Source organism: Aeromonas bestiarum, from assembly GCF_000819745.1.
GTDB classification, from domain to species: Bacteria; Pseudomonadota; Gammaproteobacteria; order Enterobacterales; family Aeromonadaceae; genus Aeromonas; species Aeromonas bestiarum.
In genome coordinates this window covers 1-24,273 of record NZ_CDDA01000018.1, presented here as the reverse complement: position 1 = coordinate 24,273, position 24,273 = coordinate 1, and the positions used below count along the sequence as shown (strand labels likewise).

At 60.0% G+C, this 24,273-nt stretch carries 27 protein-coding genes; 3 read left to right on the top strand and 24 right to left on the bottom strand.

Going from position 1 to position 24,273, the window contains the following annotated elements; translation table 11 throughout:
- Positions 1–50 precede the first annotated feature (50 nt).
- The 19 genes from fliP to BN1118_RS10420 form a co-directional block, all read right to left on the bottom strand.
- Positions 51–827 carry a flagellar type III secretion system pore protein FliP gene (fliP, locus tag BN1118_RS10510; protein ID WP_043555972.1) on the bottom strand — a complete coding sequence of 259 codons (777 nt, stop codon included), beginning with the start codon at positions 825–827 and terminating at the stop codon, positions 51–53.
- Complete coding sequence (gene fliO / locus BN1118_RS10505; protein ID WP_043134690.1) at positions 814–1,197, bottom strand: flagellar biosynthetic protein FliO; 384 nt, start codon at positions 1,195–1,197, stop codon at positions 814–816. The genes fliP and fliO overlap by 14 nt, the downstream gene beginning before the upstream one ends.
- A 61-nt stretch (positions 1,198–1,258) precedes the next feature.
- Positions 1,259–1,651: a flagellar motor switch protein FliN gene (gene fliN, locus BN1118_RS10500; RefSeq protein WP_017412373.1), complete on the bottom strand. Its 393-nt coding sequence runs from the start codon at positions 1,649–1,651 to the stop codon at positions 1,259–1,261.
- A gap of 51 nt (positions 1,652–1,702) precedes the next feature.
- Positions 1,703–2,773: a flagellar motor switch protein FliM gene (gene fliM / locus BN1118_RS10495; RefSeq protein ID WP_043134689.1), complete on the bottom strand. Its 1,071-nt coding sequence runs from the start codon at positions 2,771–2,773 to the stop codon at positions 1,703–1,705.
- 9 nt (positions 2,774–2,782) lie between these two features.
- Entirely contained in the window at positions 2,783–3,301 is a 519-nt protein-coding gene (gene fliL / locus BN1118_RS10490) for a flagellar basal body-associated protein FliL (protein ID WP_043555971.1), read from the bottom strand.
- A gap of 57 nt (positions 3,302–3,358) precedes the next feature.
- On the bottom strand, positions 3,359–5,305 hold the full coding sequence (locus BN1118_RS10485; RefSeq protein WP_043555968.1) for a flagellar hook-length control protein FliK: 1,947 nt from the start codon (positions 5,303–5,305) through the stop codon (positions 3,359–3,361).
- A 92-nt stretch (positions 5,306–5,397) separates the two neighbouring features.
- The gene (gene fliJ, locus BN1118_RS10480) at positions 5,398–5,838 is read right to left on the bottom strand and encodes a flagellar export protein FliJ (protein WP_042871992.1); all 441 of its coding nucleotides are present in this window, start codon (positions 5,836–5,838) and stop codon (positions 5,398–5,400) included.
- Between the two features lie 26 nt (positions 5,839–5,864).
- A complete protein-coding gene (gene fliI / locus BN1118_RS10475) occupies positions 5,865–7,196 on the bottom strand; it encodes a flagellar protein export ATPase FliI (protein ID WP_043134686.1) in 1,332 nt (443 codons plus the stop codon).
- A 71-nt stretch (positions 7,197–7,267) separates the two neighbouring features.
- Positions 7,268–8,056 (bottom strand): flagellar assembly protein FliH, encoded by a 789-nt coding sequence (gene fliH, locus BN1118_RS10470; protein ID WP_043555967.1) that lies wholly within the window; start codon positions 8,054–8,056, stop codon positions 7,268–7,270.
- A gap of 68 nt (positions 8,057–8,124) precedes the next feature.
- Entirely contained in the window at positions 8,125–9,186 is a 1,062-nt protein-coding gene (gene fliG / locus BN1118_RS10465) for a flagellar motor switch protein FliG (protein ID WP_042871986.1), read from the bottom strand.
- The gene (gene fliF, locus BN1118_RS10460) at positions 9,179–10,891 is read right to left on the bottom strand and encodes a flagellar basal-body MS-ring/collar protein FliF (RefSeq protein ID WP_043134683.1); all 1,713 of its coding nucleotides are present in this window, start codon (positions 10,889–10,891) and stop codon (positions 9,179–9,181) included. The genes fliG and fliF overlap by 8 nt, the downstream gene beginning before the upstream one ends.
- A gap of 58 nt (positions 10,892–10,949) precedes the next feature.
- On the bottom strand, positions 10,950–11,267 hold the full coding sequence (gene fliE, locus BN1118_RS10455) for a flagellar hook-basal body complex protein FliE (protein WP_043134682.1): 318 nt from the start codon (positions 11,265–11,267) through the stop codon (positions 10,950–10,952).
- 179 nt (positions 11,268–11,446) lie between these two features.
- Positions 11,447–11,815, bottom strand: a complete 369-nt coding sequence (locus BN1118_RS10450; RefSeq protein ID WP_043134681.1) for a hypothetical protein — start codon at positions 11,813–11,815, stop codon at positions 11,447–11,449.
- Positions 11,816–11,965: 150 nt separating this feature from the next.
- Positions 11,966–12,742, bottom strand: coding sequence for a beta cell expansion factor BefA (gene befA / locus BN1118_RS10445; protein WP_043134680.1), 777 nt, complete (start codon positions 12,740–12,742; stop codon positions 11,966–11,968).
- A 177-nt stretch (positions 12,743–12,919) separates the two neighbouring features.
- The gene (gene arsC / locus BN1118_RS10440; RefSeq protein ID WP_122974167.1) at positions 12,920–13,348 is read right to left on the bottom strand and encodes a glutaredoxin-dependent arsenate reductase; all 429 of its coding nucleotides are present in this window, start codon (positions 13,346–13,348) and stop codon (positions 12,920–12,922) included.
- 49 nt (positions 13,349–13,397) lie between these two features.
- The gene (gene arsB / locus BN1118_RS10435; protein WP_043134678.1) at positions 13,398–14,462 is read right to left on the bottom strand and encodes an ACR3 family arsenite efflux transporter; all 1,065 of its coding nucleotides are present in this window, start codon (positions 14,460–14,462) and stop codon (positions 13,398–13,400) included.
- 122 nt (positions 14,463–14,584) lie between these two features.
- A complete protein-coding gene (gene arsA / locus BN1118_RS10430; RefSeq protein WP_043555964.1) occupies positions 14,585–16,351 on the bottom strand; it encodes an arsenical pump-driving ATPase in 1,767 nt (588 codons plus the stop codon).
- Positions 16,352–16,410: 59 nt separating this feature from the next.
- Positions 16,411–16,779, bottom strand: a complete 369-nt coding sequence (arsD, locus tag BN1118_RS10425; protein ID WP_033131093.1) for an arsenite efflux transporter metallochaperone ArsD — start codon at positions 16,777–16,779, stop codon at positions 16,411–16,413.
- 4 nt (positions 16,780–16,783) lie between these two features.
- Positions 16,784–17,152: an ArsR/SmtB family transcription factor gene (locus BN1118_RS10420; RefSeq protein WP_043555962.1), complete on the bottom strand. Its 369-nt coding sequence runs from the start codon at positions 17,150–17,152 to the stop codon at positions 16,784–16,786.
- 258 nt (positions 17,153–17,410) lie between these two features.
- Between BN1118_RS10420 and BN1118_RS10415 the strand changes: the two genes are divergently transcribed.
- Positions 17,411–17,719, top strand: a complete 309-nt coding sequence (locus tag BN1118_RS10415; protein ID WP_043555960.1) for a DUF134 domain-containing protein — start codon at positions 17,411–17,413, stop codon at positions 17,717–17,719.
- The gene (locus BN1118_RS10410; protein ID WP_043555959.1) at positions 17,716–18,231 is read left to right on the top strand and encodes a NifB/NifX family molybdenum-iron cluster-binding protein; all 516 of its coding nucleotides are present in this window, start codon (positions 17,716–17,718) and stop codon (positions 18,229–18,231) included. Before BN1118_RS10415 ends, BN1118_RS10410 begins: the two co-directional genes overlap by 4 nt.
- An 85-nt stretch (positions 18,232–18,316) precedes the next feature.
- Here BN1118_RS10410 and BN1118_RS10405 read toward each other — a convergent pair whose 3' ends face one another.
- The 5 genes from BN1118_RS10405 to kdgK form a co-directional block, all read right to left on the bottom strand.
- The gene (locus BN1118_RS10405; protein ID WP_043555951.1) at positions 18,317–19,408 is read right to left on the bottom strand and encodes an HD-GYP domain-containing protein; all 1,092 of its coding nucleotides are present in this window, start codon (positions 19,406–19,408) and stop codon (positions 18,317–18,319) included.
- A gap of 538 nt (positions 19,409–19,946) precedes the next feature.
- Positions 19,947–20,942 carry a 2-keto-3-deoxygluconate transporter gene (gene kdgT, locus BN1118_RS10400; RefSeq protein WP_043134670.1) on the bottom strand — a complete coding sequence of 332 codons (996 nt, stop codon included), beginning with the start codon at positions 20,940–20,942 and terminating at the stop codon, positions 19,947–19,949.
- A 63-nt stretch (positions 20,943–21,005) separates the two neighbouring features.
- Entirely contained in the window at positions 21,006–21,479 is a 474-nt protein-coding gene (locus tag BN1118_RS10395) for a NanQ anomerase/TabA/YiaL family protein (RefSeq protein WP_043555949.1), read from the bottom strand.
- A 135-nt stretch (positions 21,480–21,614) separates the two neighbouring features.
- Positions 21,615–22,235, bottom strand: a complete 621-nt coding sequence (locus BN1118_RS10390) for a bifunctional 4-hydroxy-2-oxoglutarate aldolase/2-dehydro-3-deoxy-phosphogluconate aldolase (protein ID WP_043555948.1) — start codon at positions 22,233–22,235, stop codon at positions 21,615–21,617.
- Positions 22,219–23,178 carry a 2-dehydro-3-deoxygluconokinase gene (gene kdgK, locus BN1118_RS10385; protein WP_052449188.1) on the bottom strand — a complete coding sequence of 320 codons (960 nt, stop codon included), beginning with the start codon at positions 23,176–23,178 and terminating at the stop codon, positions 22,219–22,221. Before kdgK ends, BN1118_RS10390 begins: the two co-directional genes overlap by 17 nt.
- Before the next feature lie 249 nt (positions 23,179–23,427).
- Between kdgK and kdgR the strand changes: the two genes are divergently transcribed.
- Positions 23,428–24,222: a DNA-binding transcriptional regulator KdgR gene (gene kdgR, locus BN1118_RS10380; RefSeq protein WP_043555947.1), complete on the top strand. Its 795-nt coding sequence runs from the start codon at positions 23,428–23,430 to the stop codon at positions 24,220–24,222.
- Positions 24,223–24,273: the final 51 nt, after the last annotated feature.

Sequence of the window (24,273 nt, the reverse complement as noted above, 5' to 3'; positions counted from 1 at the left end):
CATCAATTTAAATGGCAGGGGGACCAGAACGAGATTGAAAGAGAGCATCATCATCCCGTCCCCAGCCCGAAGCTGTTGGCAAGGGAACCCAGGATCAGATTCCAGCCATCCACCATGACGAACAGCATCAGCTTGAACGGCAGTGATACCAGCATAGGCGACAGCATCATCATCCCCATGGCCATCAGGATACTGGCCACCACCAGATCGATCACCAGGAAGGGCAGAAACAGCATGAAACCTATCTGGAAGGCGGTCTTCAGCTCGCTGGTGACGAATGCCGGGATCAGTACCCGCAGCGGCACCTCAGAGGGCTTGTCCACCTGCACGTTGGCTATCTCCATGAAGGTGTTGAGATCCTTGATCCGGGTCTGGGCCAGCATGAATTGATGGATGGGCAGCTCGGCCTTCTCCAGCGCCTCCTTGGCCTGGATCGTCTCGGCCAGATAGGGCTGCAGCGCCTCGTTGTTGATGCGATCCAGCACGGGCGACATGATGAAGAACGACATGAAGAGCGCGATGCCGATCAACACCTGGTTGGAGGGGCTCTGTTGCAGACCTATGGCCTGGCGCAGTATGCCCAGCACTATGATGATGCGGGTAAACGAGGTCATCATGATGACCATGGCCGGCAAGAAGGAGAGCGCCGTCATCAGCGCCAGCACTTGCAGGGTCAAACTGTATTCCTGACTGCCGTCCGCCATGGTCTTGATAGTCACAGCCGACATGCCGTCCTGGGCCAGTGCCAGCGGTGACAACAGGAGCAGGGATGCCAACAGGCCGACCAGCAGCCCGAGCTGTGACCATAAGCGGTTAGGTTTTTTCATGCTTGCCCATCAATTTGCCAAGCTGCTGGGAAAACGCCTGGGGCTGGCTCTCGTCCAGCGGCTCCTCCAGGCGATAGAGGAAGTTGACCTGCTGTGGCGTCACCCCGATCAGCAGTTGCTGCTCGCCCACCTTGACCACCAGCAGCTTCTCCTTGTAGCCCACCGGCAGGCTGGCGATGACCCGCATCTGGCCGCCGCCCATGGCGGTGGCTATCTTGCTCTTCTTGAGCAGAAAGCCCAGCACCAGGATGAGGCCTATGACCATCAGACTGGAGAGCAGCCAGGAGGTGAGGCTGGGGGGATTGGCCCCCGCACCGGGATTGGCCAGTGCCGGGAGGGACAACAGCAGTAACGGGAACGCGCGGATCATGTGAGTTTGTTGATCCTTTCGGCCTGATTGATGATGAGACCAGTCAACGCAATGATTCTGGTCATTTGAGTTTCTTGATCCTTTCAATCTGACTGATGACATCGGTCAGACGGATACCGAACTTGTCGTTTACCACCACCACCTCGCCGTGGGCGATCAGGGTGCCGTTGACCAGCACGTCCAGCGGCTCTCCCGCCACCCTATCCAGCTCCACCACCGAGCCCTGGTTCAGCTGCAGCAGGTTGCGGATGCTAATCTGGCTGCGGCCCACTTCCATGGCGATGGTGACCGGGATGTCGAGTATGGTGTCGAGCTTGCGCCGCTCCTCGGCACTGATGGGGGCGTCATCGGTCAGCTCCTCGAGGGGAGCCGGCTTGGCTTCGGCAATCACCTGCTCTTCCAGGGCGGCTGCCCAGGCGTCCGCCATCAGATCCTCTTCATCAGTTCCGCTCATCTTGCTTCCTTATGCTGCTTCGTGGCCGTCTGTCGTGACAGGCAGTCCATGTTATCGCTGTTGATCTTCGATGCTGCGCTCGAGCTCTTCCAGCTCGGCCTCACCATCGATGCGTATGCCGCCCCGGGTCACCAGATGCATCTCTGTCTTGACCCCTTCCGGGCGTTTGAGTTTGTCGGTAATTTTGAGCGCCACATTCTCCTTGGTCCGCCCCATCTTGGCGTGGAAGGTGGGCAAATCTTCCACATAGACCAGCAGGTTCTCCGGCATCTCCACCGGTATGATGTCACCGGGTCGCAGCTCCATCAGCTCGCGCAGGGTCAGATCCGTCTCCAGCAGTTTGGCTCTGATCTCGACCTTGACGTCCATGATCTCGTCACGCAGCGCCTTGCTCCAGCGCACGTCGGTGTCACCCTTGTCGCTCTGCACACCGGCATCCAGCAGCTCGCGAATGGGCTCCAGCATGGAGTAAGGCATGGCCACGTGGAAATCCCCGCCGCCGCCATCGAGCTCGATGTGGAACGAGCTCACGACGATCACCTCGGTGGGGCTGACGATGTTGGCCATGGCCGGGTTCACCTCGGAGTCGAGGTATTCGAAGCCCACATCCATCACCGGCGCCCAGGCATCCTTGTAATCCTCGAACACCAGCTTGAGCAGCATCTGGATGATGCGCCGCTCGGTGGGGGTGAACTCGCGCCCCTCGATCTTGGCGTGATAGCGGCCATCGCCGCCGAAGAAGTTCTCCACCAGGATGAACACCAGGCGGGCTTCCATGGTGATGAGCGCCGTGCCCTTGAGCGGGCGGAAGCGCACCATGTTCAGGCTGGTCGGCACGAACAGGGTATGGACGTACTCGCCAAATTTGAGCATCTGCACGCCGTTGATGGAGACCTCGGCGGTGCGGCGCATCATGTTGAACAGGCTGATCCGCATGTGGCGGGCGAAACGCTCGTTCACCAGCTCCAGGGTCGGCATGCGACCACGGACGATGCGGTCCTGGGAGGAGAAGTCAAACTGGGCGACGCCGGGATCTCCCGCCGCGCCTATCTCTTCCTCTTCGACATCATCGACACCGTGCAAGAGGGCATCAATTTCGTCCTGACTTAACAGATCGCTCACGCATCACCCTTATTGCATTACAAAGCCGGTAAACAGCACTTGTTCGATAACGGGGGAAGAGACCAGGTCATTGAGCACCCGACGGCACTCTTCCAGTGAATCCTTGCGCAGCTTCTCCTTGCCTTCGAAGGTCATCAGCTGCTCGCTGGTAGCGGCACTGAAGACCCGCAGCAGGGTGCCTTCGATCAGGGGGACATTCTGCTTGGCCAGGGTCTCGTCGGCGGCGCCACGCACCATCAGCTGGATCTTGATCTGCACCAGTCGATCCCGCTGGCCACCCGAGACGTTGAACACGAAGGGGCGCGGCATGCCCACGTAGAGCGAGGGCTGGGCCGCCGCCTCCTTGGGCTTGGCATCCTTCCCTTCCGCCGAGGCTTCGGCCGCCGGTTTGTCGCCGCCGGACATCATCAGCCAGGCACCGGCACCACCGCCACCCAGCACAATCACGGCCAGGGCGACTACCATGATCAGCTTCTTTTTCTTGCCTGCCGCCGGGTCTTTCAGCGTCAGTTCGTTATCATCTGCCATCCCTTGTCCACCCTAGTCTCAAACTTGTTCGATATCATAAACTTACTCAGGCTGGCATCAAGCATAGAAATCAATTCCGCTGTCGTTTGTCGATTCCGTCAGCAAACGACTGCCTGCGGCCGTGACCTCTGCCTCAGTTTGGCCTGTTTCGGCAAAAGTTCCGCTCTCTTTTTGACCTTGCTGGCCCTGTCCGGCAAAGGCCGACTGACCCTGTGACTGTTGCTGCGGCTGCTGTTGCACCAGGGTCTGACCGAGCTGAATGCCCTGCCCGGCCAGCATATCACGCAGCCGTGGCATGGCCTGCTCCAGCATTTCGCGGGTCTGACCATGTTGTACCACGAAGTGCACGTTGGCCTGGTTGTCGGCGCCAATCTGGATCTGGATCTTCATCTTGCCAAGGCCAAGGGGGTCGAGCTGGATCTCCGCCTGCTGCAACTTGTCCGCCAGCATCAAGCTCACCTTCTGGTGCAGCTGGGCCGGCGCCTCCGGGTTGGCCAGCTTGAGGTGGGGCAGATTCTGGGGATCGCGCCGCGTCGCTATGTCGACCGTGGGCTTGCTGTCGTTGTTGGCCACCTGGGGCTGGCTGTTCTGCTGCACCTGCTGGCTGTGATTACTGTCGTGGGTGCTGGACTCGGTCCCGAGGGCGCTGCCTTTGCCAAACTCGGCCACCTTCTGCTTCACGTCCACCTTGACCTCGCTCCTGACCTTGGCAGACTCGCGGCCTTCGCTGGCCTCCATCTGCTTGATCCCGGCCGACAAGGCGCTCAGCGAGGCCTGTGGCCCCAGGGATTCACTGCTGGCCAGCACCTGTTGCGGGGCCGTCAACACGGGTTCGGCTGGCGGCTGGGCAGCCGGCGCCGTGGCGCTGCTGCTGGCGGTAGCCAGTGGACTCTCTGACTTGGCGGCCGTGGTCGCCCTGCCCTGGGTCTGCTCGCCCCCCTCGGCAGCGCCCCTGGTCTGAGCGCCGTCCGCCGAGCGGGTCGTATCCGTGTCAGCCCGCTCCTGACCTGCTTCAAACGCCTTGGTGGCGCTCGTCTGGGTGGGCACGGCCTGCTCCATCGCACGCTGGGGATGTGCCTTCTCGGCGCCCTCCTTGTTGCTCATGGAAGGAGTGACGGGTTTGGCGCTGGCATCGATCTCGACGGACTTGTTCCCTTCGCCTTTGGCGGCCTTGTCCACCGCCTCGGTCGGCAACACCTTGCTCAGCAAGGCGGCCCGCTCGGCGCCGGTGAGTTCGGCCTTGCCCGCTTTGTCTGTGCCAGCCGCGCCTTTGTCCTTGCCTGCCTCTTTCGGCTCCTTGCCGGCCTCTTTCAGCTGGGCAGCCAGGGCGGCAGCATCGCTCTGCATGGCTTGCGCCTCGCCCTCAGCTGCCGGCACCTCAACCCCTTCCCCCTTGAGCAGGCTGGCGGCCTGTTGTGCCTGCAAGGCTGCGCCGGTTGCGGCTTTTCTGTCATCCAGGCTGAGCGGCTTGTCGCCCGCGCCGACCAGCACATCGGCCGCCTCTGCGCCCTCCCCCGCTTGCGGCAACATATTGCCGTCCGTTTCCACGGCTGGCGCGGTCGCAGCCAGGTTGAGGGGCGCGGGAGAGACCAGGCTGGTGTCCTGCTTGAGGGCATCTTGCAGACGCTGCAAGAAATCGATGGGAGAGGCGCTGCTCTCGGCCTCCTCCATTTTCTTCTTTTTATCGTCGCTGGCCGCCGAGCCTTCGGTGGCATTCGCCAAAGATTTGGCATCGGCGTGCTTGTCACTGGCACCTTTGTCACCGGCCACCGGGTCAGTGACGACCTGACCACCGGCCTTCGGCTCGCCCGCAGCCGCCTGAGCGGCCTTGGTCACAGGCGCACCCTCTGCCTGGGCCTTGGCCATCACATCGGAGAAACCGCCTTTCGGCTCACCCTGTGGCGTCGGTTCACCACTGTCGGAGGGAGGAGGTAGCTGAGCACTCTTGTCGGCAGGCGCAGCAGCCTGAACGGGGAGGGTATTGGTTAGCAGTGTCTGCATCATGATGAAAATCCCTGACGACAATCGGGTTCTGGTGCGGCCCTCACGAACGCGATGGTGGTGAGGCGCACACTGGATGGGCAGAATAAAGCAAGTTACAGGCCAGAATGATGGAAGCGGCGCAGCATGGCGTACTCATCCAGCATCTTCTGCTCCTGACGCTGGGCCTTCTGCTGCTCACGCCCGGCCTGCTTGGCCAGCAGCAGCTCCACCGCCTTGCGCCTCTGCTGGGCGGCCAGCCACTCTTCGCGCCGCAACGCCAGCGCCTGGCGCACCTGCAGCACACCTTCGTACTGCTGGGTGGCCGCTTGCTCAAGCTTGTTGATGAAGGCGTGGTACTGGGCATTCTGCTGTGCCGCTATGCCCTGCAGACCGCGATCTGTCCACTGCTGATGGTAGATCTGGCGGTACTGGTTGAGCGCCTCCTGCTGCTCCATGAAGATTTTCAGATCCTGCTGGGCCTTGGCCAACGCCAGCGCCGCCTGCTGTTCGGCCTCCACCAGCCGCTCGGACAACATCACCAAGCCTTTACTCATGACTGCCTTCCCTCTTCATCATATGGTCAACGCATCAGGGGCATGGCCACCAGTTGCAGGGATTGCAGGCCCTCATCGTAGTGAATGACCTCGCGCATTCCCTGCTGCAAGAACTGATCCAGATAGGGTTTTTGTATTATGGCGCGATCGATGCGGGGATCCGAACCCTGGCTGTAGGCGCCTATGGTGATGAGATCCCGGTTCTGCTGATAGAGGGAGTAGAACTGCTTGAGAGTCCGCGCCAGCTCCATGTGCTGGGGCGACGTGACCATGGGCATGACCCGGCTGATGGATTTTTCGATGTCAATGGCCGGGTAGTGACCCGCATCGGCCAGCTCGCGCGACAGCACTATGTGGCCGTCCAGGATGGCCCGCGCCGCATCGGCGATGGGATCCTGCAGGTCATCCCCCTCGGTCAGCACGGTGAAGAAGGCGGTGATGGAGCCCTGGCCGTCGCTGCCGTTGCCGGCCCGCTCCACCAGCGCCGGCAATTTGGCAAATACCGAGGGCGGATACCCCTTGGTCGCCGGCGGCTCGCCCACCGCCAGCGCGATTTCACGCTGGGCCTGGGCGTAACGGGTCAGCGAATCCATCAAGAGCAGCACGTTGAGCCCCTGATCGCGGAAATACTCGGCGATGGCGAGCGCCGTCTCGCACCCCTTGAGGCGCATCAGGGGCGAGGCATCGGCCGGGGCCGCCACCACCACGGAGCGGGCACGCCCCTCCTCCCCCAGAATGTCTTCGATAAACTCTTTCACTTCCCGGCCCCGCTCACCGATGAGGCCCACCACCACCACGTCCGCCACCGAGCCGCGGGTCATCATGCCAAGCAGCACAGACTTGCCGACACCGGAACCGGCAAACAGCCCCATCCGCTGGCCCTGACCCACGGTCAGCACGGCGTTGATGGCGCGCACGCCCACGTCCATCGGTTGATGGATGGGTCGGCGGGAGAGCGGATTGATGCGGTGCTGGGCAAACTGCACCGTCTGGGAGGAGAGAATGGGGCCAAGCCCGTCAAGAGGCTGGCCTATGCCGTCTATGACCCGGCCCAGCAGGTTCATGCCGACCGGAATGCCGTGCTCCTCTGTGATGGGCACCACACGGGCACCCGGGATGACCCCCTTGAGCTGCTCGCTCGGCATCAGGAACAGGCGATCGCCGGAGAAACCCACCACTTCGGCCTCCAGCATGCCGTCCTGGGTATCGATGCGACAGAGGGCGCCGATGGCGGCGCGGCAGCCGATGGCTTCCAGCGTGAGGCCCACCACCCGGGTCAACTTGCCGGCGACGGGCGGCTTGGGCGCGATATCGCGCACCCGATACCCTTGCAACCGAGTGAGTAACGAGCCGCTCATCTGGCCTCCTGAAAGCGATATTGAGATGGGTCATGCCTGCGACGGGCTGGCTTGCACCGGCCCGTCGCAGGTTATTCGTGATTGTCCCGCAAGAAGTTGCGCAGCAGCTGGTCGATGCGTCCCGCCAGCGTCAGGTCGATGCTGGAGAGCTCGGTCGCCAGCTGCAAGTCGCCGGGGGAGAGGGTGGGATCGCTCTGCAGCCGCCAGTGACGCTTGGCGCACTCTTCCACCCCGAACGCCTGCTCGACCCGGGTGATGTCATCGGGATGCAGCATCAGGGTGACCCCCTGCTCGGCGGCAGGCAGCAAGGCCAGCCCCTGTTTGAGGGCCTCCAGCAGGATGCGGGGGGACGTCTCTGCCTCGTGCCGGATGAGGGCGCGGGTCAACTGCAGCACCAGGGCGATGAGTTGCTGCTCCACCGCCTGATCCAGCTCGTTGAGGGGAGTGGCGAGACGATCGACCAGTGACTGCCAGTGGGCCAGTTGCTGATCCACCAGCTCGCGGCCCATGGCCAGTCCCTCCTCCTTGCCCTGCTCCAGCCCGGCGGCATGGCCCTGTTGCAGGCCTTCCAGCTTGCCCTCCTCCAGCCCCTTGGCAAAACCGGCGGCCTGGCCTTCGGCCATGCCCTCGTCCCAGGCGGCCTGACGGATGGCTTCCAGCTCTTCTGCCGTGATGCTGGGGGTCGGCTCCTCTGCCGGCTCCTCGACCGGCGCCTCTTCCTCCTGCCGATACCAGTCCGGCGTCAGCCCGAGGGCATTGGTCTCGACCTCGGATTCGACCTCCATCTCGGGCCAGCCCCAGGCCTCAACCCGGGCGTCGTCCCCGTCGGGACGTACATAGCCACGCAGCTTGTTGTTCATGCTTTAGAGGCGCTCCTCGCCACCGCCAGCTGCGGTCCGGCGAAACGGTAGAATGGATGGTCCATGGTTTAGAGGAACTCCTCGCCGCCACCGGCACCCAGCATGATCTCGCCGGCATCCGCCAGACGGCGGGCGATGGAGAGGATCTCTTTCTGGGCCGCTTCCACTTCAGAGACCCGGATCGGCCCCATGGCCTCCAGATCGTCCGCCAGCATCTCGGCGGCCCGCTTGGACATGTTCTTGAATACCTTCTCGCGCATCTGATCGTCCGAGCCCTTGAGGGCCCGTTGCAGCAGATCTCCCGGCACTTCCCGCAGCATGGTCTGGATGCCGCGATCGTCCACATCGATGAGGTTTTCGAACACGAACATCAAGTCCTGGATCTGCTGGCTCATCTCTTCGTCCGACTCGCGGATAGAGTCCATCAGCTGGCCTTCGATGTTGGTATCCAGGTAGTTCATGATGTTGGCCGCCGCCTTCAGGCCGCCCATCTTGGCTGCCTGGGCACCCGCCGCACCGGCGAACTGTTTCTCCATGATGTCGTTCAACTCTTGCAACGCCGCCGGTTGCACCTCTTCCAGGTTGGCGATCCGCATCACCAGATCCAGGCGCACCTGCTCCGGGAACTGGCTCAGGATCTCGGCGGACTGCTCCGGCTCCAGATAGGAGAGGACTATGGTCTGGATCTGCGGGTGTTCGTTCTGGATGATGCTGGCGACCTGGCGGGCATCCATCCACTTGAGGGAATCGAGGCCACGGGCACCGGAACCCAGAATGATCTGATCCACCAGGTTGCTGGCCTTGTCTTCGCCAAGGGCTGCCACCAGCGCCTTGCGCACGAAGTCTTCACTGCCGATACCGATGTTGGTGTACTTCTGGATATCGTCGATGAATTGACGGTGCACCGCCGCCACCCGGTCGTGACTGAAGTCCGTCATGGAGGCCATGGACATGCCGAGCCGCTGCACCTGCTTGGGCTCGAGGTGACGGAAGATCTGGGCGGCATCCTCTTCGTTGAGGCTCAGCATCAGCACAGCCGCCATCTCCATCCCGCTCATCTGGTCCAGGATCTGGCGCTGGCTGTCGGTAATGTCATTGCCGGTGACTTGGGTCTTACTTTCTTCAGGCATCTTTGTTCGTTACCCATTCTTTAATGACCTGTGCGGCCAGATCCGGTTCGTTCGCCACCAGCGCACGCACCGCCTTGAGCAAGTCCTCGTCACGGTGCAGATCCGGCAGTTTCAGATGGCCGTCACGTACCCCGAACACAGGCTCGGAATCGGCCTGAGCCGCCAGCAGACTGAGCTCGTCATCCCCACCCAGCACTATGCTGTTGTCCATATCCAGATCCCCTTCCGGACGGGCATCCGGGTAGAGCAGGCGTTTGAGCATGGGGCGCACCACTGTCACGATCAACACTATGATGACCAGCACCGAGGCGGCGATGCGCACCGCGCGCCAGAACCAGGGCTGCTCGTAGATGGGCGCTTCGGCCACGTTCTCAAGCTCTGGCCGGTTGAACGGGATGGCGACCACTTCCAGAGTATCACCGCGGGTCACGTCAAAGCCAAGCCCGCCGCTCAGCAAACGGCGCAAGGTATCGAGCTCTGGCTGGGTGCGTGCCTCGCGGGTCACCTTGCCGTCGGCGGCGGTGATTGATTTGTAATCCACCGCGACCGAGACCGTCATGCGGCGAATGCCACCCATCTGGCGCCGGATATGGCTGACTGTGGTATCCAGTTCGAAGTTGCGGGTCGCCTCCTTGCGGGAGCGGCCGGAGGCAGCGGCGCTGGCATCGGCATTGGGACCGGTCGCCTGCTGGGGAATATTGGAGGCGGCGGGCGGCTGGTTGGAGAGGGCGCCGGGTACGCCGCCGCTGCTGCCATTGGCGCTGTTCTCTTCCAGGGTCATCTCGGAGCGCACGGCCGGCAAGTCCGGGTTGTAGGTCTTGCGGGTCTGTTCCTGCTGGGAGAAGTCGAGGGAGAGATCGACCTCCGCCGTATAATTGTCGGCGCCGAGCACTGGGATCAGGATGGCGTCAATTTTTTGTTTGTACTCCACCTCCTGCTTCTGCTGCATCGCAAACTCCTTGCGGGTCTGGGCAGAGACGGGATCCTGGGAACCCGAGTTGAGCAGGCGGCCGTTCTGGTCAGTCACAGTGACGCGGGTCGGCTCCAGGCCGTGCACGGCGGAGGCGACCATGTCGACAATGGAGTCCACTTCCCCCTGGCCGAGGGCGTTGCCCTTGAGGCTCAGCACCACGGTCGCACTGGGCTTGCGCTCGTTGCGGGCGAACACGTTGTCTTTCGGAATGGCCAGCAGCACCTGGGCCTTGGCCACGTTCTGGAACTGCTCGATGGCGCTCGCCAGCTGACGCTCGCGGCTCAGCTTGAGGCGCTCCGTCTCCATGCGCTGGCTGACGCCGAAGCTGGAATCCTTGAGCAAAATGGACTCGCCATCGTTGCTGGCATCGGTATTGGTGGCGAGACCGGCACGGGTCAGGCGCAGGCGGATATCGGCATATTTTTCGGCGCTGACCAGCACACTCTTGCCTTCCACCTCATAGGGGATCTTCTGCTGATCCAGATAATCGAGGGTCGACACCAGCTCCTGGGTATTGTAGGTGCCAAGCGGCCGCATGTCCGGCTCCTTGCCCCACAGCAGGATGAAAACGGCGATCGCCAGGCATATGGCCAGCCCCAGGATCAGGGTAATTTGCCGCAGCACATCCGTGTTGGACAGGAAGCCGAGTGCGGAACTCTTCTGCTCATTCTCATCGAGGGCGGCGGAGCCCTCATCGTTCATCAGCAGTTCGCCGTTTTGGTCAGTAGCCACGATTTATGTCCTTATTGCTGACATGTTCATGATGCTCAGTCACCACGATTTACGATCCTTATACCGGCATGTTCATGATGGTCTTGTAGGCATCGACCATCTTGTTACGCACCTGCACAGTTGCCTCGAAGGCGATGGAGGATTTCTGGCCGGCGATCATCACCTCGGACAGGTCGATAGACTTGTCGCCCATGTCGAAGCGAGTGCGCAAATCGTTGGCGGCCCCTTGCAACTCGTTGACGTTGCCGAGGGCCTGCTGCAGCAACTGACCAAAGTCGGACGTGACCTGACGACCGGGCTGAGCCAGCGGTGTCGCCCCGGATTCCACCTTGAGTGCCTGCATCTCTTGCATCAGGCTGCTTGCACTAATTTCCATATTCCATCCCCAGACAAATCATTGACGCTGACAGGCAACAAGCAATTAGGGTGCCAACCAGAGCAACTTACCGAGAAATGGAGAAGGTCTGTTTAACAGGAATGGCGCAACCACCCCGCCAGAGGGTGGCATGCTCGCCGCAAGTGACGGCTGGGTATCAGGAAATGGAGACTGGCCGCTTACGCCAGCAGCAACCTCAGGTAACTGAGGTGAAGATCATAGTGTTCACCGGCAGGCAGTTTGACCAGTACCTCATCATGCAGATAGGACGCCTTGGCGCTCACCTGCTCAGGCGCGACCAGCCCCACGTCCACCAGCTTGGCGATGATGGCGACCGCCAGGGCCATGGTTGCCGCCTGTGGTCGGCCCCAGTCAAACCCGCCATCATGCTCGAACAGATCGGGCCTGGGCTCGAGGGGAGCAACCAGATCGCCCCAAACCCAGAAGGCCATGGGGATCCCCTCCTGCAGGCGCAGATAGATACTCTGTCTGTCCCACTCCCAGCTCTGGACCTGTGCGGCGACTGCGGGTTCCTGTGCTTGATCCATACCACTCTCCTGGTGCAACAACATATTCATCCTTTCGCCCATGAAAAAAGAGGGCCAGAGGCCCTCTTTTTACTGCAAGTCGCATCATTTAAACAGACAGTATTTCAACATGATAGAAGAAAAAATACTTGCCATTGTTTCAAAGGATTTTCACTTGGTCAGATCCTCGTCCACCCAGTATTTGGATCCCGAGATGTTGGCATCGAGCAGCAAGCCCTTCTCGCCAATCTGGTAGATGGCCATGCCGCCGTTGTATTTGGCTCTGAGCTCGGCGCTCTCCTTGCCCGCCACGGCTCCCACCTCCGAGGTAGCCTCCCAGCCCTGGGTCACGAAGGCGTCGAACCTGGCCTTGTCTTCAAACAGGATCACCTGCTGGTAGAACTTGCCGCCGAGCCCGGCCGCGAGCCCGGCGCCGAACATCTTCATGTAGGTGTGCTTGCCGCTGGTGCGATTGACCGCCACCCCGGCCCCCTGATTGGTGTGCAGCATCAGGGAAAACTTGCGCGAGTCGAACACCGCATAGCCATAGGCCTTGTCAAACAACAACTTGGCGGAAGGTTGCTGGTTGAACAGTCGCACCAGCGCGGTATCGGCCATGGTATCGAGGGCGAGCCGCGCCTCCTCGGCCGTCTTGGGCTCGAGCATCTCGTCGAGTTTCTTGTCGGCCACCACCAGCCACTCCTTGCCGGTCGCCATGCTCTTGTCGGTCCAGACCCCGGCGGTGTTGAACGCCTCCGAGCCCCACTGTGAGACGGACGCCCAGGTCGCCTTGGAGAAGTCGGTGACGCTCCGCCACGCCTCCTTGCTGGTGTCACTCACAGCAGTCCCCAGGTCGGTCGCGGCCTCCTTCAGCTTCGCCCAATCGGCCAGGCCGGGGGTCGACGCCAGTGCCAGCGTCGTTGCAATCACCAGGAATCGAATCTTCATGCTGTTCTCCACCTTCTGTGATGAGTCGATGGTCACAGTAGCAGATTTGGACGACGCCGGATCGGGCTATGCTCACGGCGCGGTCAAGCAGTGACGCAGCCCCTGGCCGCCATCGACACCCGAGCGCCTGTGCACGAGGGCGCCAGGCGCCCTCGTGATCATTGCTCATGTCTGCGCTTATGACTTGAGGCGCTTGCCGCTCGCATCCACCACCTGCTCGCCATCCTCCTTGGTGAAGGCCCCTTTTTGCTGATCGGGCAAAATATCGAGCACCAGTTCCGACGGGCGGCACAGCCTGGTGCCAAGGGGCGTCACGACTATGGGGCGGTTGATAAGGATCGGATGGGCCAGCATGGCATCGATAAGCGCCTCATCGCTGAAGTTATCTTCCGCCAGCCCGAGCGCCTCGTAGGGGTGCACGTTCTTGCGCAGCAGCTCGCGCACCGGCATCCCCATGGCGGCGATCAGCGCCACCAGCTGGTCGCGGGAAGGCGGCGTCTCCAGATAGTGGATGACGGTGGGCTCGACGCCGCTGTTGCGAATAAGCGCCAGGGTGTTGCGGGAGGTACCACATTCCGGGTTGTGATAGATGGTGATTGCACTCATTTGCGTGTCTCTCATGGCTTAAGTGAATAAAAACATTGGATAAAAAGGGTTAGCGGCGCAGACCCGCCTCGTACCAGGGTTTGCTGGCGTTGACCACACGCACCACCAGCAGCATGACAGGCACCTCGATCAACACGCCGACGACAGTGGCGAGCGCCGCGCCGGAGTGAAAGCCGAACAGGCTGATGGCGGCGGCCACCGCCAGCTCGAAGAAATTCGATGCCCCTATCAGGGCAGAGGGGCCGGCCACCGAGTGCTTCTCCCCCACCTTGCGGTTGAGCCAGTAGGCGAGTCCCGAGTTGAACAGCACCTGGATCAGGATCGGCACCGCCAGCAGGGCGATGACCAGCGGCTGCTCCATGATGGCGTTGCCCTGAAAGGCGAACAACAGCACCAGGGTGAGCAACAGGGCCGCCACCGACCAGGGCTGGATACGGGCCATGACACCATCGAAACTGGCCTGCCCCTTTTTCAGCAGCGCCTTGCGCAGCAACTGGGCGATGACCACAGGGATGACGATATAGAGCACCACAGAGGTGAGCAGGGTATCCCAGGGCACCACTATGCTGGAGACCCCGAGCAGCAGTGCCACCAGCGGGGCGAAGGCAAATACCATGATGAGGTCGTTCACCGCCACCTGCGACAGTGTGAAGTAGGGATCGCCGTTGGTGAGGCGACTCCAGACAAACACCATGGCGGTGCAGGGCGCCGCCGCCAGCAGGATCAGGCCCGCCACGTAGCTGTCGAGTTGATCCGCCGGCAGCCAGTCGGCAAACAGCACGCGGATGAAGAGCCAGCCGAGAAAGGCCATGGAGAAGGGCTTGACCAGCCAGTTGATGAAGAGGGTGACGCCTATCCCCTTCATATGGCCCTTCACCTGATGCAGAGCCCCAAAGTCGATCTTGAGCAGCATGGGGATGATCATCACCCAGATGAGCAGCCCCACCGGCAAGTTGACCTTGGCCACCTCCATGGCGCCGATCGCCTTGAACAGATCCGGCAATCCCTGCCCCAGACCAATGCCCACCAGAATACAGAGCAGCACCCAGGCGGTGAGATAACGTTCAAAAAAGCCGATGGCAGGGGCTGCCTTGGCATCACAGATTGCAGACATAAAAGCTCCCGATGCGGCGCAATCCCGCATCTTTTATTTGTTCAAAACAAGGTTCAAAAAAAGGGTTCATCACAAGTTGACGGCATATTCAAACGGTCCCGGCAACGCACCGGGGCAGCGATTCAATGGTGCTGACAGAGGCGGCGCAGGACGTCCGGCCCCACCGGCTCTTCGGCCAGCAGCGGCACCACGGCGTAGCGGCTGGCGTGCAGCTGTTCGACCGCCTCGATATGGGGCAACTGGCGCTCGGCCCGCAGTTGCAGCAAAGGCGAGCTGACCGCCTCCTGCTGCAAACTGTGGTTGATGAGCCAGCCCCAGGGCTCGATACCGGCGCGGCGCAAGTCGGCCTGCAGGTTGGCCGCCTCCTGCACCGGCGTGGGCTCGGGCAGGGTGACGATCAGCACCTTGGTCTGTTTGGGGTCCTGCAACTGCATCATGGGGGTGGTGAAGTGCAGCCCCTTGCTGCCCATCTGGCGAGCGATCTCTCTGTGATAGGCGCCGGTGGCGTCGAGCAGCAGCAGGGTGTGGCCCGTGGGGGCGGTATCCATCACCACGAAGCGCTTGCCCGCCTCGCGTATGATGCGCGAGAAGGCCTGAAACACGGCGATCTCCTCGGTACAGGGGGAGCGCAGATCCTCCTCCAGCAACGCCCTCCCCTGCTCGTCCAGCGCCGCCCCCTTGGTGGCCAGTATCTGGGCACGGTAACGTTCGGTCTCGGCGTGGGGGTCGATGCGGCTCACCTCGAGATGAGGCAGGCTAGCTGCCAGCGTCTCGCTCAGGTGAGCGGCGGGATCCGAGGTGGTGAGGTGCACCGGCAGGCCGCGACTGGCCAGTTCCACCGCCACGGCGGCCGCCAAGGTGGTCTTGCCCACTCCCCCCTTGCCCATCAGCATGATGAGGCCGTGGCCATCGGCGGCCAGCTCGTCTACCAGCGTCCCCAGATCGGGTTGGGTCACACTGTCGTGAGGCTGGGCAACGGATACCTGACTCCCTTTGGATGCACAGGGTTGCAGCAACTGACGCAGGCTCTCAACGCCCACCAGATTGGTGGCAAGCAGCGGGATCGGATCCTGCGCCAGGGCCCTGAGGGCCAGCGGCATGGTAGAGAGGGCCTGCTGCTCACGCTGCCAGAGGGCCTGGGCCAAAGCATCACCGGCGATGGCACCCTCGGGGAAGAGGCCATTGATGACGAGCTGCTGATTCATGAGCCCGATGGCGGCCAGCTCCTCATGGGTGCGGGCCACTTCCCGCAAGGTAGAACTTTGGGCGCGAGCCACCAGCACCAGCCGGGTGTGGGCAGCATCCGCCAACGCGGCGACCGCCTCGGCATACTGGCTGCGCTGTTTTTCCAGCCCCGCCAGCGGGCCAAGGCAGGAGGCATCCCCCTTGCCCTGCTCCAGAAACTCGCTCCAGGCCCCCGGCAGTTGCAGCAACCGGATGGTGTGGCCGGTGGGGGCCGTATCGAACACTATATGGTCATACTCGGCCAGCAGCGCCGGATCGGTCAGCAGGGCGGTGAACTCGTCAAAGGCGGCAATCTCTGTGGTGCAGGCACCGGAGAGCTGCTCCTCTATGCTGCGCACCACGCTCTCGGGCAACTTGCCGCGCACAGGCCCGACGATCCGCTCCCGATAGGCCCTGGCCGCCGCGGGGGGATCTATCTCCAGCGCCGACAACCCCGGCACAGCCGCGATGGCGGTGATGTGATTGCCAATGGTGGAGGCAAACACCTGCCCCACGTTGGAGGCGGGATCCGTGCTCACCAGCAGCACCCGCTTGCCGGCATCGCACAGTGCCACGGCACTGGCACAGGCCAGCGAGGTCTTGCCCACCCCGCCCTTGCCGGTGAAGAAGAGAAAGGGGGGCGGATCGGTCAGAAACTGAAACATGACGAACTCCTGTCGGCAGAGTGGCGAGCCCGGCTGGGCAATCTGGGTTGACGCAGGGATCAGCAGCAACCGCTGCCGGAGCAGCAATCACCCTTGACGATCCCCTTGATGGCCGCCTGCGGCGCGGGCAGACCCGCATAGCGGGCCAGCTCGCTGCGGCTCGGATAACGGCCGGTCAGCACCACCTGCCCCTCCACCAGCACCAGCGGCAGCCCCTCCTCCCCTGCGTGGGTCAGAAAGGCGCTGACGGCCGGCGTCTCGGCAAACTGCATCGGCTGCTGCGCCAGATTGAAGCGCTCGATGGCAACCCCCTGCTCCTTGGCCCAGGCCACATCGGCGGCAAAGGTGACCAGCGCCTGCTCGACCTGGGTACCGCAGACACCGCTGGAGCAGCAGAGAGCGGGATCAAAAATCTGAATGGCTGACATGGCATTACTCCTTGTTGCAGCAGGGCTGCGTGGGCAGAACATGGGGAGAGCAGGCGGACTCGGCGCGCATCATGCCGCACGCCTCGGGGTGGCCGGCGCAGCACTCCTCGGTGAGATAACCGATCAGGTCCAGCATCAGGGGAATGTTGGCGCGGTAGCGCAGAAAACGCCCCTCCTGCGCCACCGACAGCAGGCCGGCATTGAGCATGGCCTTGAGGTGAAACGACAGGGTATTGGGGGCGACATCGAGCTCGCTGGCCAGTTCGCCGGCGACCCGTCCATCCAGCCCCGCCTTCACCAGCAGCCGCCACACATCCAGCCGAATGCCGGAGGCGAGCGATTCAAACACCTTGGTGGCCGTCTCTTTGTTCATGCTGTTCACCTTTGCTCTCAGACTCATGATTTCAACTATACAAGAACTATTGAAATGATCAAGTCGCAAGCAAGGATCCACGATGAGTCACCCCTTGCCAACCGGCATCGCCAAGCCTCATCACATCAGGGCGATACACTGGCACCGCTCGTGCTGCGCGTTCGGATCAGCCGATCATGCATCCGAGTCACATCTTCCCTTAATTAGCATATGCCATTTACCATGGAGATATATGGCATATGCCAATCAGGAGCCCCCATGCCCAGACCCAAGATTGCCCGCCAGATCTGTGGCCGCCCCGCCAACAGCTGCTTCAAACCCAATGGCCGCCCCATGCACCAGCTGGAACAGATCACCCTGGCCGCCGACGAGTTCGAGGCGCTGCGGCTGGTGGATCTGGAAGGCATGCAGCAGCAACAGGCCGCCCTGGTGATGGGCGTCTCCCGCCAGACCCTGGCCAACATACTGAAAAAAGCGCGCTACAAGGTGGTGGACTGCCTGAGCCAGGGCAAGGCCCTAATGATGCAGGCCGGCGACCCCGACCCCCATGGAGAAGAGTTTCAATGAATCAAGCAGATAACCAGGCAAGCAACAGCGCCGTCATGCTGAGCCAGGGCCGGCTGGCCGCTCATTTTACCCGCGCCGAACAGCTGCAAATCATGAGCCCGGAGGGCGCCGTGCTCGCCACCCTGCCCAACCCGGCGGCTGGCGAGGGCTGCAGCGGCAAGCAGGCGCTGCTGGCGGCGCTCAAGACCCATAGGGTTAGCCGGGTGCTGGTGCGCAACCTAGGTGAACGCATGCTGGGACGCCTGCTCGCCAGCGGCATGCAAGTGATGCAGTGTCGCTCAGCGCGCTTGCCGTGGCCGCAACTGCTGGCATCGAGCAACCTGCTGCCACTGACCCAGATCAGTCAGGGCCGCCCGTCCCGGCGCCATGCCCACCCATCCACCATTCACGCCATCAAGCCCCTCGGCCACGCCGATGCAGACGAACCTGGCCGCCATGCTTGTCAGGGCTGCTGCTGCCAAACAGGGTGTCACCAGGGCAAGGAGGAAGGCGCACGCCACGCCTGCTGCTAGTCCCTGCCCAGACAGGCGAAGAGTGCCGTGACCGGCTTGGCATGCGGATCGGGTGGGAGGCCGGGAGTGTGCGATGGCCACAGCCCTAGCGGGTGGCGAGATCCTGATACTGCAGATGGATGGCGCGAAACGCCTCCTTGTTGCGAAGCGCGGCCTCCACGCAGACGGGATCAAACTGGCTGCCGGCATGCTCCTCCAGATAGGCAAACGCCCTGTCAAACGGCCAGGCCTGCTTGTAGGGGCGCTCGCTGGTGAGGGCATCGAACACATCCGCCACCGCAACGATGCGGGCCTCCAGCGCTATGGCCTCCCCTGCCAGCCCCTCCGGGTAACCTTGACCGTCGAAGCGTTCATGGTGGTAGGCGATGATGTTCTTCAACATGTCGGTGTGATGGATGCCGTCGAGGCCAAATTCACTGATCATCAGTGCAATCATCTCCCGCCCCTTGCCAGGGTGGATCTTCATGATCTCGAACTCTTCCGGCGTCAGCTTGCCCGGTTTGAGCAAGATGGCGTCAGGCACAGCAATCTTGCCGATGTCGTGCAGCTCGGAGAAGAGGTAGATAAACTCCACCTCCTCGTCGCTCAGCGCATGGCGCATCGCCACTGAGCTGGCGATCAGCCGGGAGTAAGCCGACATGCGGCGCAGATGGTTGGCTGTCTCCTCATCCCGGTAACGGCTGAACTCCCGCGCCGTGGTGAGGGCGCCACTCAGGGTCTGAATGGAGAAAAATTCCACCGCTATGATGGCCGCCAGCATCTGGGCATAGGCTGCCAGTTCGCTGCGAATGGGCTCGTTGAAGTAGCCGGGCTCCATCGCATCGCAAAACAGAAAGCCAAACAGCCTGCTGTTGAACAGCAGCGGCTCGGTATAGCTGGAGGCATATCCCGCTTCCAGCAGTTTGCGACTGTGCTCCGAGCTCGACCCCAGCAGGGCGTCCAGACTGTCGAGCACCCTAGGTTGCTGATGCTCGGCCAGATAGCGCAGGGAGGGCACCTCGCTCAGCTTGACCTCGTACTGCACCAGGGGGGAGCGCCCCTCAGTGCTGTGGGCAAAGGTCTGGAGCCGATCCGTGTGCTGGTCATAGATAGCGATGGCCACCCGGCTCAACTTGTCAAAGCGCTGCCTGAGCGTGGCGTGCACATTCTGCATTTTCTCGCCAAATGAGCTATCCATCCCCTTCTCCCTGCTGGTGTGCCTGCAGCTAGTATAGTGACGCCCATTTGCAGGTTTCCGTCTCGTTAACTGAAAGCTCAACAAGATGTGAGCGGGTCGACGGTTCGGCCTGCCCCTGGGAGATACCCCCAAAGGGGCGATGTGACTGGGGTCACACCCGCACAATCTTGCCCCGCCAGAGATATTGTTCGGTTCTGCCATGCTGGCTGTATAGTTTTTGGTTAGCCATTCCGGTAAAATCCGCGCCCTTATAAGAGAGCCACCTAAGAGTGATTGAGCGATGTCCAACACAAAACAGGCCCCCAAAGTAGGATTCGTCTCCTTGGGTTGCCCAAAAACGCTTGGTTATTAATAGCCACCCTCTAGGGAAAACATAAACTTTCCACATTGACACTCACAATTCAGTCTAGGGTTCGCAGATCAACGTTATCATCAGCGATTTTTCGCTATGTCTCGAAAATAAATAAAGCCCCGGACATGATGTATGTCAGAGGCTTTATTATATGAGTAATAAACTTGCTACAGTTAAATGGTCATGTTAGGCACTGCGTGATGTAGCTTGCACCGAGTCAACCATAATATTTTCTTTAATCGCGAACCTCTTACTGTAAATAGCAGTAAGTATAGGAACTAGCACAGCCGTTACGATCACACAGGTTGCAACCAGCGCGGTTGCAGATTGAGCCACAGGTGCAAACGCCGGGTTCATCTGGGCGATGATCATCGGGTTGGCGACGGCAGCCCCGGCGGTGGAAGAGGCCGCTACCCCGGCGGTACCATTGCCACCAGCCAGCCACTTGTCGGCGAAGATGAGCGGGATCCCGGTGATAACGATCACTGCCAAGCCAAGCAAAATTCCGAGTAACCCAGTCTCTATGATGACTGAGAAGTTGATGGTATTGCCCAGTGCAAAACCGAAGAAGGGGATCAGAGTACCGGTGGCTTTACTGAAGAACTCCTTCAGATCAGAGTCCAAATTACCAAGAGCAAAACCGATAAGGAAAGGTAGGACAGCCCCAACAAAATGGTGGCCCTGGAAGGAGGCCAGCCCTGTTGCACCAAGGATAACCATGGTCATCAGAGGACCGGACTCGATAGACATTAACACGAACGCGCCGGACTCTTCCTTGGTGCCGTACTGGTTCATCAGGCTGGCATAAAGACCGCCGTTAGTCATGTCCATTGCTGAGACGAGAGCCAGAGTGGACAATCCCGCGAGCAGACCGGCCTCAATACCGTGCTCGGGTAGCAGTTGGGATGCCAGTACAGCAACCAACCAGGCTACCGCTATTTTGGTGACGACCAGTACACCGGATTTTCGGATCACGGTGCCGGTGGCTTTGAGATTGATGGAAGCGCCGATACAGAAGAACCAGACCGCCAAGATTGGCACTGTACCTGTGATGATCCCTTTGGTGAAACCACCATAATACTCTGCGGTACCGGGAGCAAATGTATTCAGAGTTGCGCCCAGAAGCAGCGGGATCAGCATGATCCCCCCCGGAATTTTATCCAACGTCTGTTTGATTTTCATATAGACCTCAATAATGATAAAAGAAATAACGTAAAAAGTTTCAACTCTGTATTTTTAATAGTTTTATTGATTGGCCAACCACGCTTTGCTGACCTTGAACACGGCTTTTTTTATCTTTTCCGATGTATTTACTTGGCAAGTCGGACGATGAACTTCACCCGGATAAAAAATGGCAAAATCACCAGCACCAAGTAGTATCCGATTGGTAATTTCATCTTGGTCAATGAAGATCAAGTCAGGCTTGGTTTCCTGATATGAATGTGGAGAGGTAATGGCTGCACTGGTAGCGATTACCTCTTGGCCACATAACAGTATTTGAATATCGATAAACTGATCATGAAATTCACTCTTTAAGCAATCTTCAGGAGCAGTGGTTGGGCTTGAAATAAGATAAAAAACGTCATTCTCGATTATGTCGAACTTTCCATCCTGCTGGGTCAGCAAATGCTGATGGGAGTACTCTTCTCTTTGTAAAAGCTGCAATAACGGAGTGGGTAACATCGCCATTCCGAGTTGATTCATATTACCGATGATCATGAGCCGGATTTCCTTGTCGCGTTGTCCGACTTGATCGTCGGTACAGACAGGCGAGAGCCGTCCATCGAACGAGTAAGATCGGAGTTATCGTTACGTATCTGTGGTATGGGCCCGGTGGCCGGGCCCGAATGAGAGTTAGAGTGCCGCCATGGCATCCCGTGCCAGCGTGCCAATCTTGTCCCACTCCCGCCGCTCGATGAGATCGGCCGGGACCATCCAGGTACCGCCGCAGGCAAACACTGCCCCTTGGGCCAGATAATCCTTCACATTACTCGGGCTGATACCGCCGGTCGGCATGAAAGTGACGGGGTAGACGGCGCTCAGGGCCTTGAGCATGGCCAGCCCGCCGGAAGCCTCTGCCGGGAAGAACTTGAGTGTATGCAGGCCAAGCTCCATTGCTTGCTCAACCAAGCTGGGATTATTGACTCCAGGGATGATAGGCACGCCTCGCGCCTGGCAATACTGAACGATCCGTGGATTGAGTCCTGGGCTGACGATGAAATTCACCCCTGCTTCTATAGCCTGATCCACTTGGGCTGTAGTGAGCACGGTCCCCGCCCCGATGGTCATGTTGGGGAAGGCGGCTCGCAGTTGACGGATGGCATCGGCCGCAGCGGGTGTACGGAAGGTGATTTCCGCGCTCGGCATGCCGTTGTCCATCAAAGCCTGCCCAAGGGCCACTGCATCATCGGCATTCTTGATAGCGATGACGGGGATGATCTTCAGGCTGGACAGTTGTTCAAGCAATACTGACATGGGATTCCTCACTGGCATTGGTGGTGGCTGGCATCGCCAGCAAAGGGATGATGGCGCCGCGATGCTGAATAACAGTGCTCGCCAGTCGATGGGCATAGTGTGCTGAGTCGTTTACCGAGGCGTTGGCCAGTCGTTTGGCAAGGTAACCTGCGCTGAACGAGTCACCAGCCGCCGTAGTGTCTATCACCTGCGTCTGTGCCAGTGACACGGCGGGTACTTCATTGCACCGTTCGTCCTGCACGATGAGGCAGGACTCTGCACCGCGTTTGACAACTATTTCTCTGACTCCGAGGGTCTGAGTCCGCGCCAGCGTCTGCTCAACCTGGCTATCTCCCCACAAGGCGTATTCGTCATCGAGTGTCAGGAAAGCAAGGTCAGTGAGCGTCAGCATGGCGTGATAGGCCTGCTGTGCCGCTTCCCGGCTTTCCCAAAGGCGTGGCCGGTAGTTGTTGTCAAAGGCGATCTTCACCCCGGCAGCGCGACATTCGGCAAGATGTTGCAGCAGGATTTCCCTGTCCGCTTGGGACAGGATGGCGAGACTGATGCCACTCAAATAGATGTAGTCGAACTCGTGCAACTGCTGGCAGATATGCTCCGCTTCATCACCTTGCAACCAGTAACGGGCAGCCGCATCGCTGCGCCAGTAATGGAAGGCCCGCTCGCCGTGCTCGTCAGTTTCAATGAGGTAGAGACCGGGCAGTTTGTGAGCAAAACGCTGCACCAGATCGGTATGGACACCTTCCTGTTGCCACTGCTGCAACATGGAATTGCTGATAGCATCGGTTCCCATTGCGGTCACATAGTGTACGGCCAGCTCAGTGTTGGCTCGTGCCAGATAGACCGCCGTGTTGAGCGTATCTCCACCGAAATGGCGAACGATGTTCACCTTGCTCTCCGATAGCTCGATCATGCATTCACCAATGACGGCAACCTTGATAGCCATATGTCCTCCCACTTTTATGATGGGTCCATTCTATTTAATGAAACGAAACTATCAAATGAATTGAAACGGCATTTCATTAATTTGTGACGAAACGCAAAGGTTCTTCAGCATGAGGAGGATGACCGGCGTGAGAAGCGCTTGAAATGGTTCTGTTTGATACCTTAATCAGGTAAGGTAGCTGCGACCTTGGCTATGATTGCGCACTTGTTTCAAATATAATGAAACGATAGATTTTATAAGGGGATATAGATGTCAGCGGTAGATAACTCACCGGATTCGGTCTCGTCAGTACTGAAAGTGTTCGGTATCTTACAGGCCTTGAGTGAACAAAAAGATATCGGAGTGACTGAGCTGTCCCAGCGGATCATGATGTCAAAAAGCACTGTTTATCGTTTTTTGCAGACAATGAAGACGCTTGGTTATGTCAATCAGGAAGGGGAGACTGACAAGTACACCCTTAGTCTGAAGCTTTTCGAACTGGGTGGAAGAGCGCTGGAGCACCAGGATTTGATCCAAATCGCTGATGTCCAGATGCACCGTTTGGGTAAGTTGACCAAAGAAACGCTGCACCTGGGGGCACTAGATGAAAACAGTGTCGTCTATCTGCACAAGATCGACTCCGAATACAATCTGCGTATGTACTCCCGTATCGGTCGCCGCTGCCCACTCTACAGCACCGCACTTGGCAAGGTAATGATGGCTTGGCTACCAGAAGAAGAGGTGCGGAGCATGTTGGCCGGAGTAACGTTTGAGCGCTTCACCGAACATACCCTGGCCAATGTTGATGCCCTGTTGGCGGAGCTGACCCAGGTGCGCGAGCAAGGCTATGCGGAAGACAATGAAGAAAATGAGAACGGGCTGCGTTGCTTCGGTGTGCCTATCTACAACCGGATGGGACGCATCATCACCGGGCTCTCTTTGTCACTACCGATAGTCCGTTTTGAAGAAAGCAAACGTGCCGAACTTGTTAGTTTGCTACATGAAGCTGCTGCCCGCATTTCGGCGGAGCTTGGCTATCACGACTATCCCTTTACCTCAAACTGAGAGTGTAAGCGCCTTACTTAGCCTCATCATATGTACAGATCTAGTTATCAC

Coding starts and splice junctions, on each gene's coding strand:
- arsB (WP_043134678.1), bottom strand. CDS start 14,462: ATGTCTGCAATCTGTGATGCCAAGGCAGCCCCTGCCATCGGCTTTTTT.
- kdgT (WP_043134670.1), bottom strand. CDS start 20,942: ATGAAAATCAAACAGACGTTGGATAAAATTCCGGGGGGGATCATGCTG.
- BN1118_RS10415 (WP_043555960.1), top strand. CDS start 17,411: ATGCCCAGACCCAAGATTGCCCGCCAGATCTGTGGCCGCCCCGCCAAC.
- BN1118_RS10390 (WP_043555948.1), bottom strand. CDS start 22,235: ATGTCAGTATTGCTTGAACAACTGTCCAGCCTGAAGATCATCCCCGTC.
- kdgK (WP_052449188.1), bottom strand. CDS start 23,178: ATGGCTATCAAGGTTGCCGTCATTGGTGAATGCATGATCGAGCTATCG.
- BN1118_RS10485 (WP_043555968.1), bottom strand. CDS start 5,305: ATGATGCAGACACTGCTAACCAATACCCTCCCCGTTCAGGCTGCTGCG.
- fliE (WP_043134682.1), bottom strand. CDS start 11,267: ATGGAAATTAGTGCAAGCAGCCTGATGCAAGAGATGCAGGCACTCAAG.
- arsA (WP_043555964.1), bottom strand. CDS start 16,351: ATGTTTCAGTTTCTGACCGATCCGCCCCCCTTTCTCTTCTTCACCGGC.
- arsC (WP_122974167.1), bottom strand. CDS start 13,348: ATGAGTGCAATCACCATCTATCACAACCCGGAATGTGGTACCTCCCGC.
- fliO (WP_043134690.1), bottom strand. CDS start 1,197: ATGATCCGCGCGTTCCCGTTACTGCTGTTGTCCCTCCCGGCACTGGCC.
- fliJ (WP_042871992.1), bottom strand. CDS start 5,838: ATGAGTAAAGGCTTGGTGATGTTGTCCGAGCGGCTGGTGGAGGCCGAA.
- befA (WP_043134680.1), bottom strand. CDS start 12,742: ATGAAGATTCGATTCCTGGTGATTGCAACGACGCTGGCACTGGCGTCG.
- fliP (WP_043555972.1), bottom strand. CDS start 827: ATGAAAAAACCTAACCGCTTATGGTCACAGCTCGGGCTGCTGGTCGGC.
- BN1118_RS10420 (WP_043555962.1), bottom strand. CDS start 17,152: ATGAACAAAGAGACGGCCACCAAGGTGTTTGAATCGCTCGCCTCCGGC.
- fliN (WP_017412373.1), bottom strand. CDS start 1,651: ATGAGCGGAACTGATGAAGAGGATCTGATGGCGGACGCCTGGGCAGCC.
- kdgR (WP_043555947.1), top strand. CDS start 23,428: ATGTCAGCGGTAGATAACTCACCGGATTCGGTCTCGTCAGTACTGAAA.
- BN1118_RS10410 (WP_043555959.1), top strand. CDS start 17,716: ATGAATCAAGCAGATAACCAGGCAAGCAACAGCGCCGTCATGCTGAGC.
- fliL (WP_043555971.1), bottom strand. CDS start 3,301: ATGGCAGATGATAACGAACTGACGCTGAAAGACCCGGCGGCAGGCAAG.
- fliH (WP_043555967.1), bottom strand. CDS start 8,056: ATGAACAACAAGCTGCGTGGCTATGTACGTCCCGACGGGGACGACGCC.
- arsD (WP_033131093.1), bottom strand. CDS start 16,779: ATGTCAGCCATTCAGATTTTTGATCCCGCTCTCTGCTGCTCCAGCGGT.
- fliI (WP_043134686.1), bottom strand. CDS start 7,196: ATGAGCGGCTCGTTACTCACTCGGTTGCAAGGGTATCGGGTGCGCGAT.
- BN1118_RS10405 (WP_043555951.1), bottom strand. CDS start 19,408: ATGGATAGCTCATTTGGCGAGAAAATGCAGAATGTGCACGCCACGCTC.
- fliG (WP_042871986.1), bottom strand. CDS start 9,186: ATGCCTGAAGAAAGTAAGACCCAAGTCACCGGCAATGACATTACCGAC.
- BN1118_RS10450 (WP_043134681.1), bottom strand. CDS start 11,815: ATGGATCAAGCACAGGAACCCGCAGTCGCCGCACAGGTCCAGAGCTGG.
- BN1118_RS10395 (WP_043555949.1), bottom strand. CDS start 21,479: ATGATCATCGGTAATATGAATCAACTCGGAATGGCGATGTTACCCACT.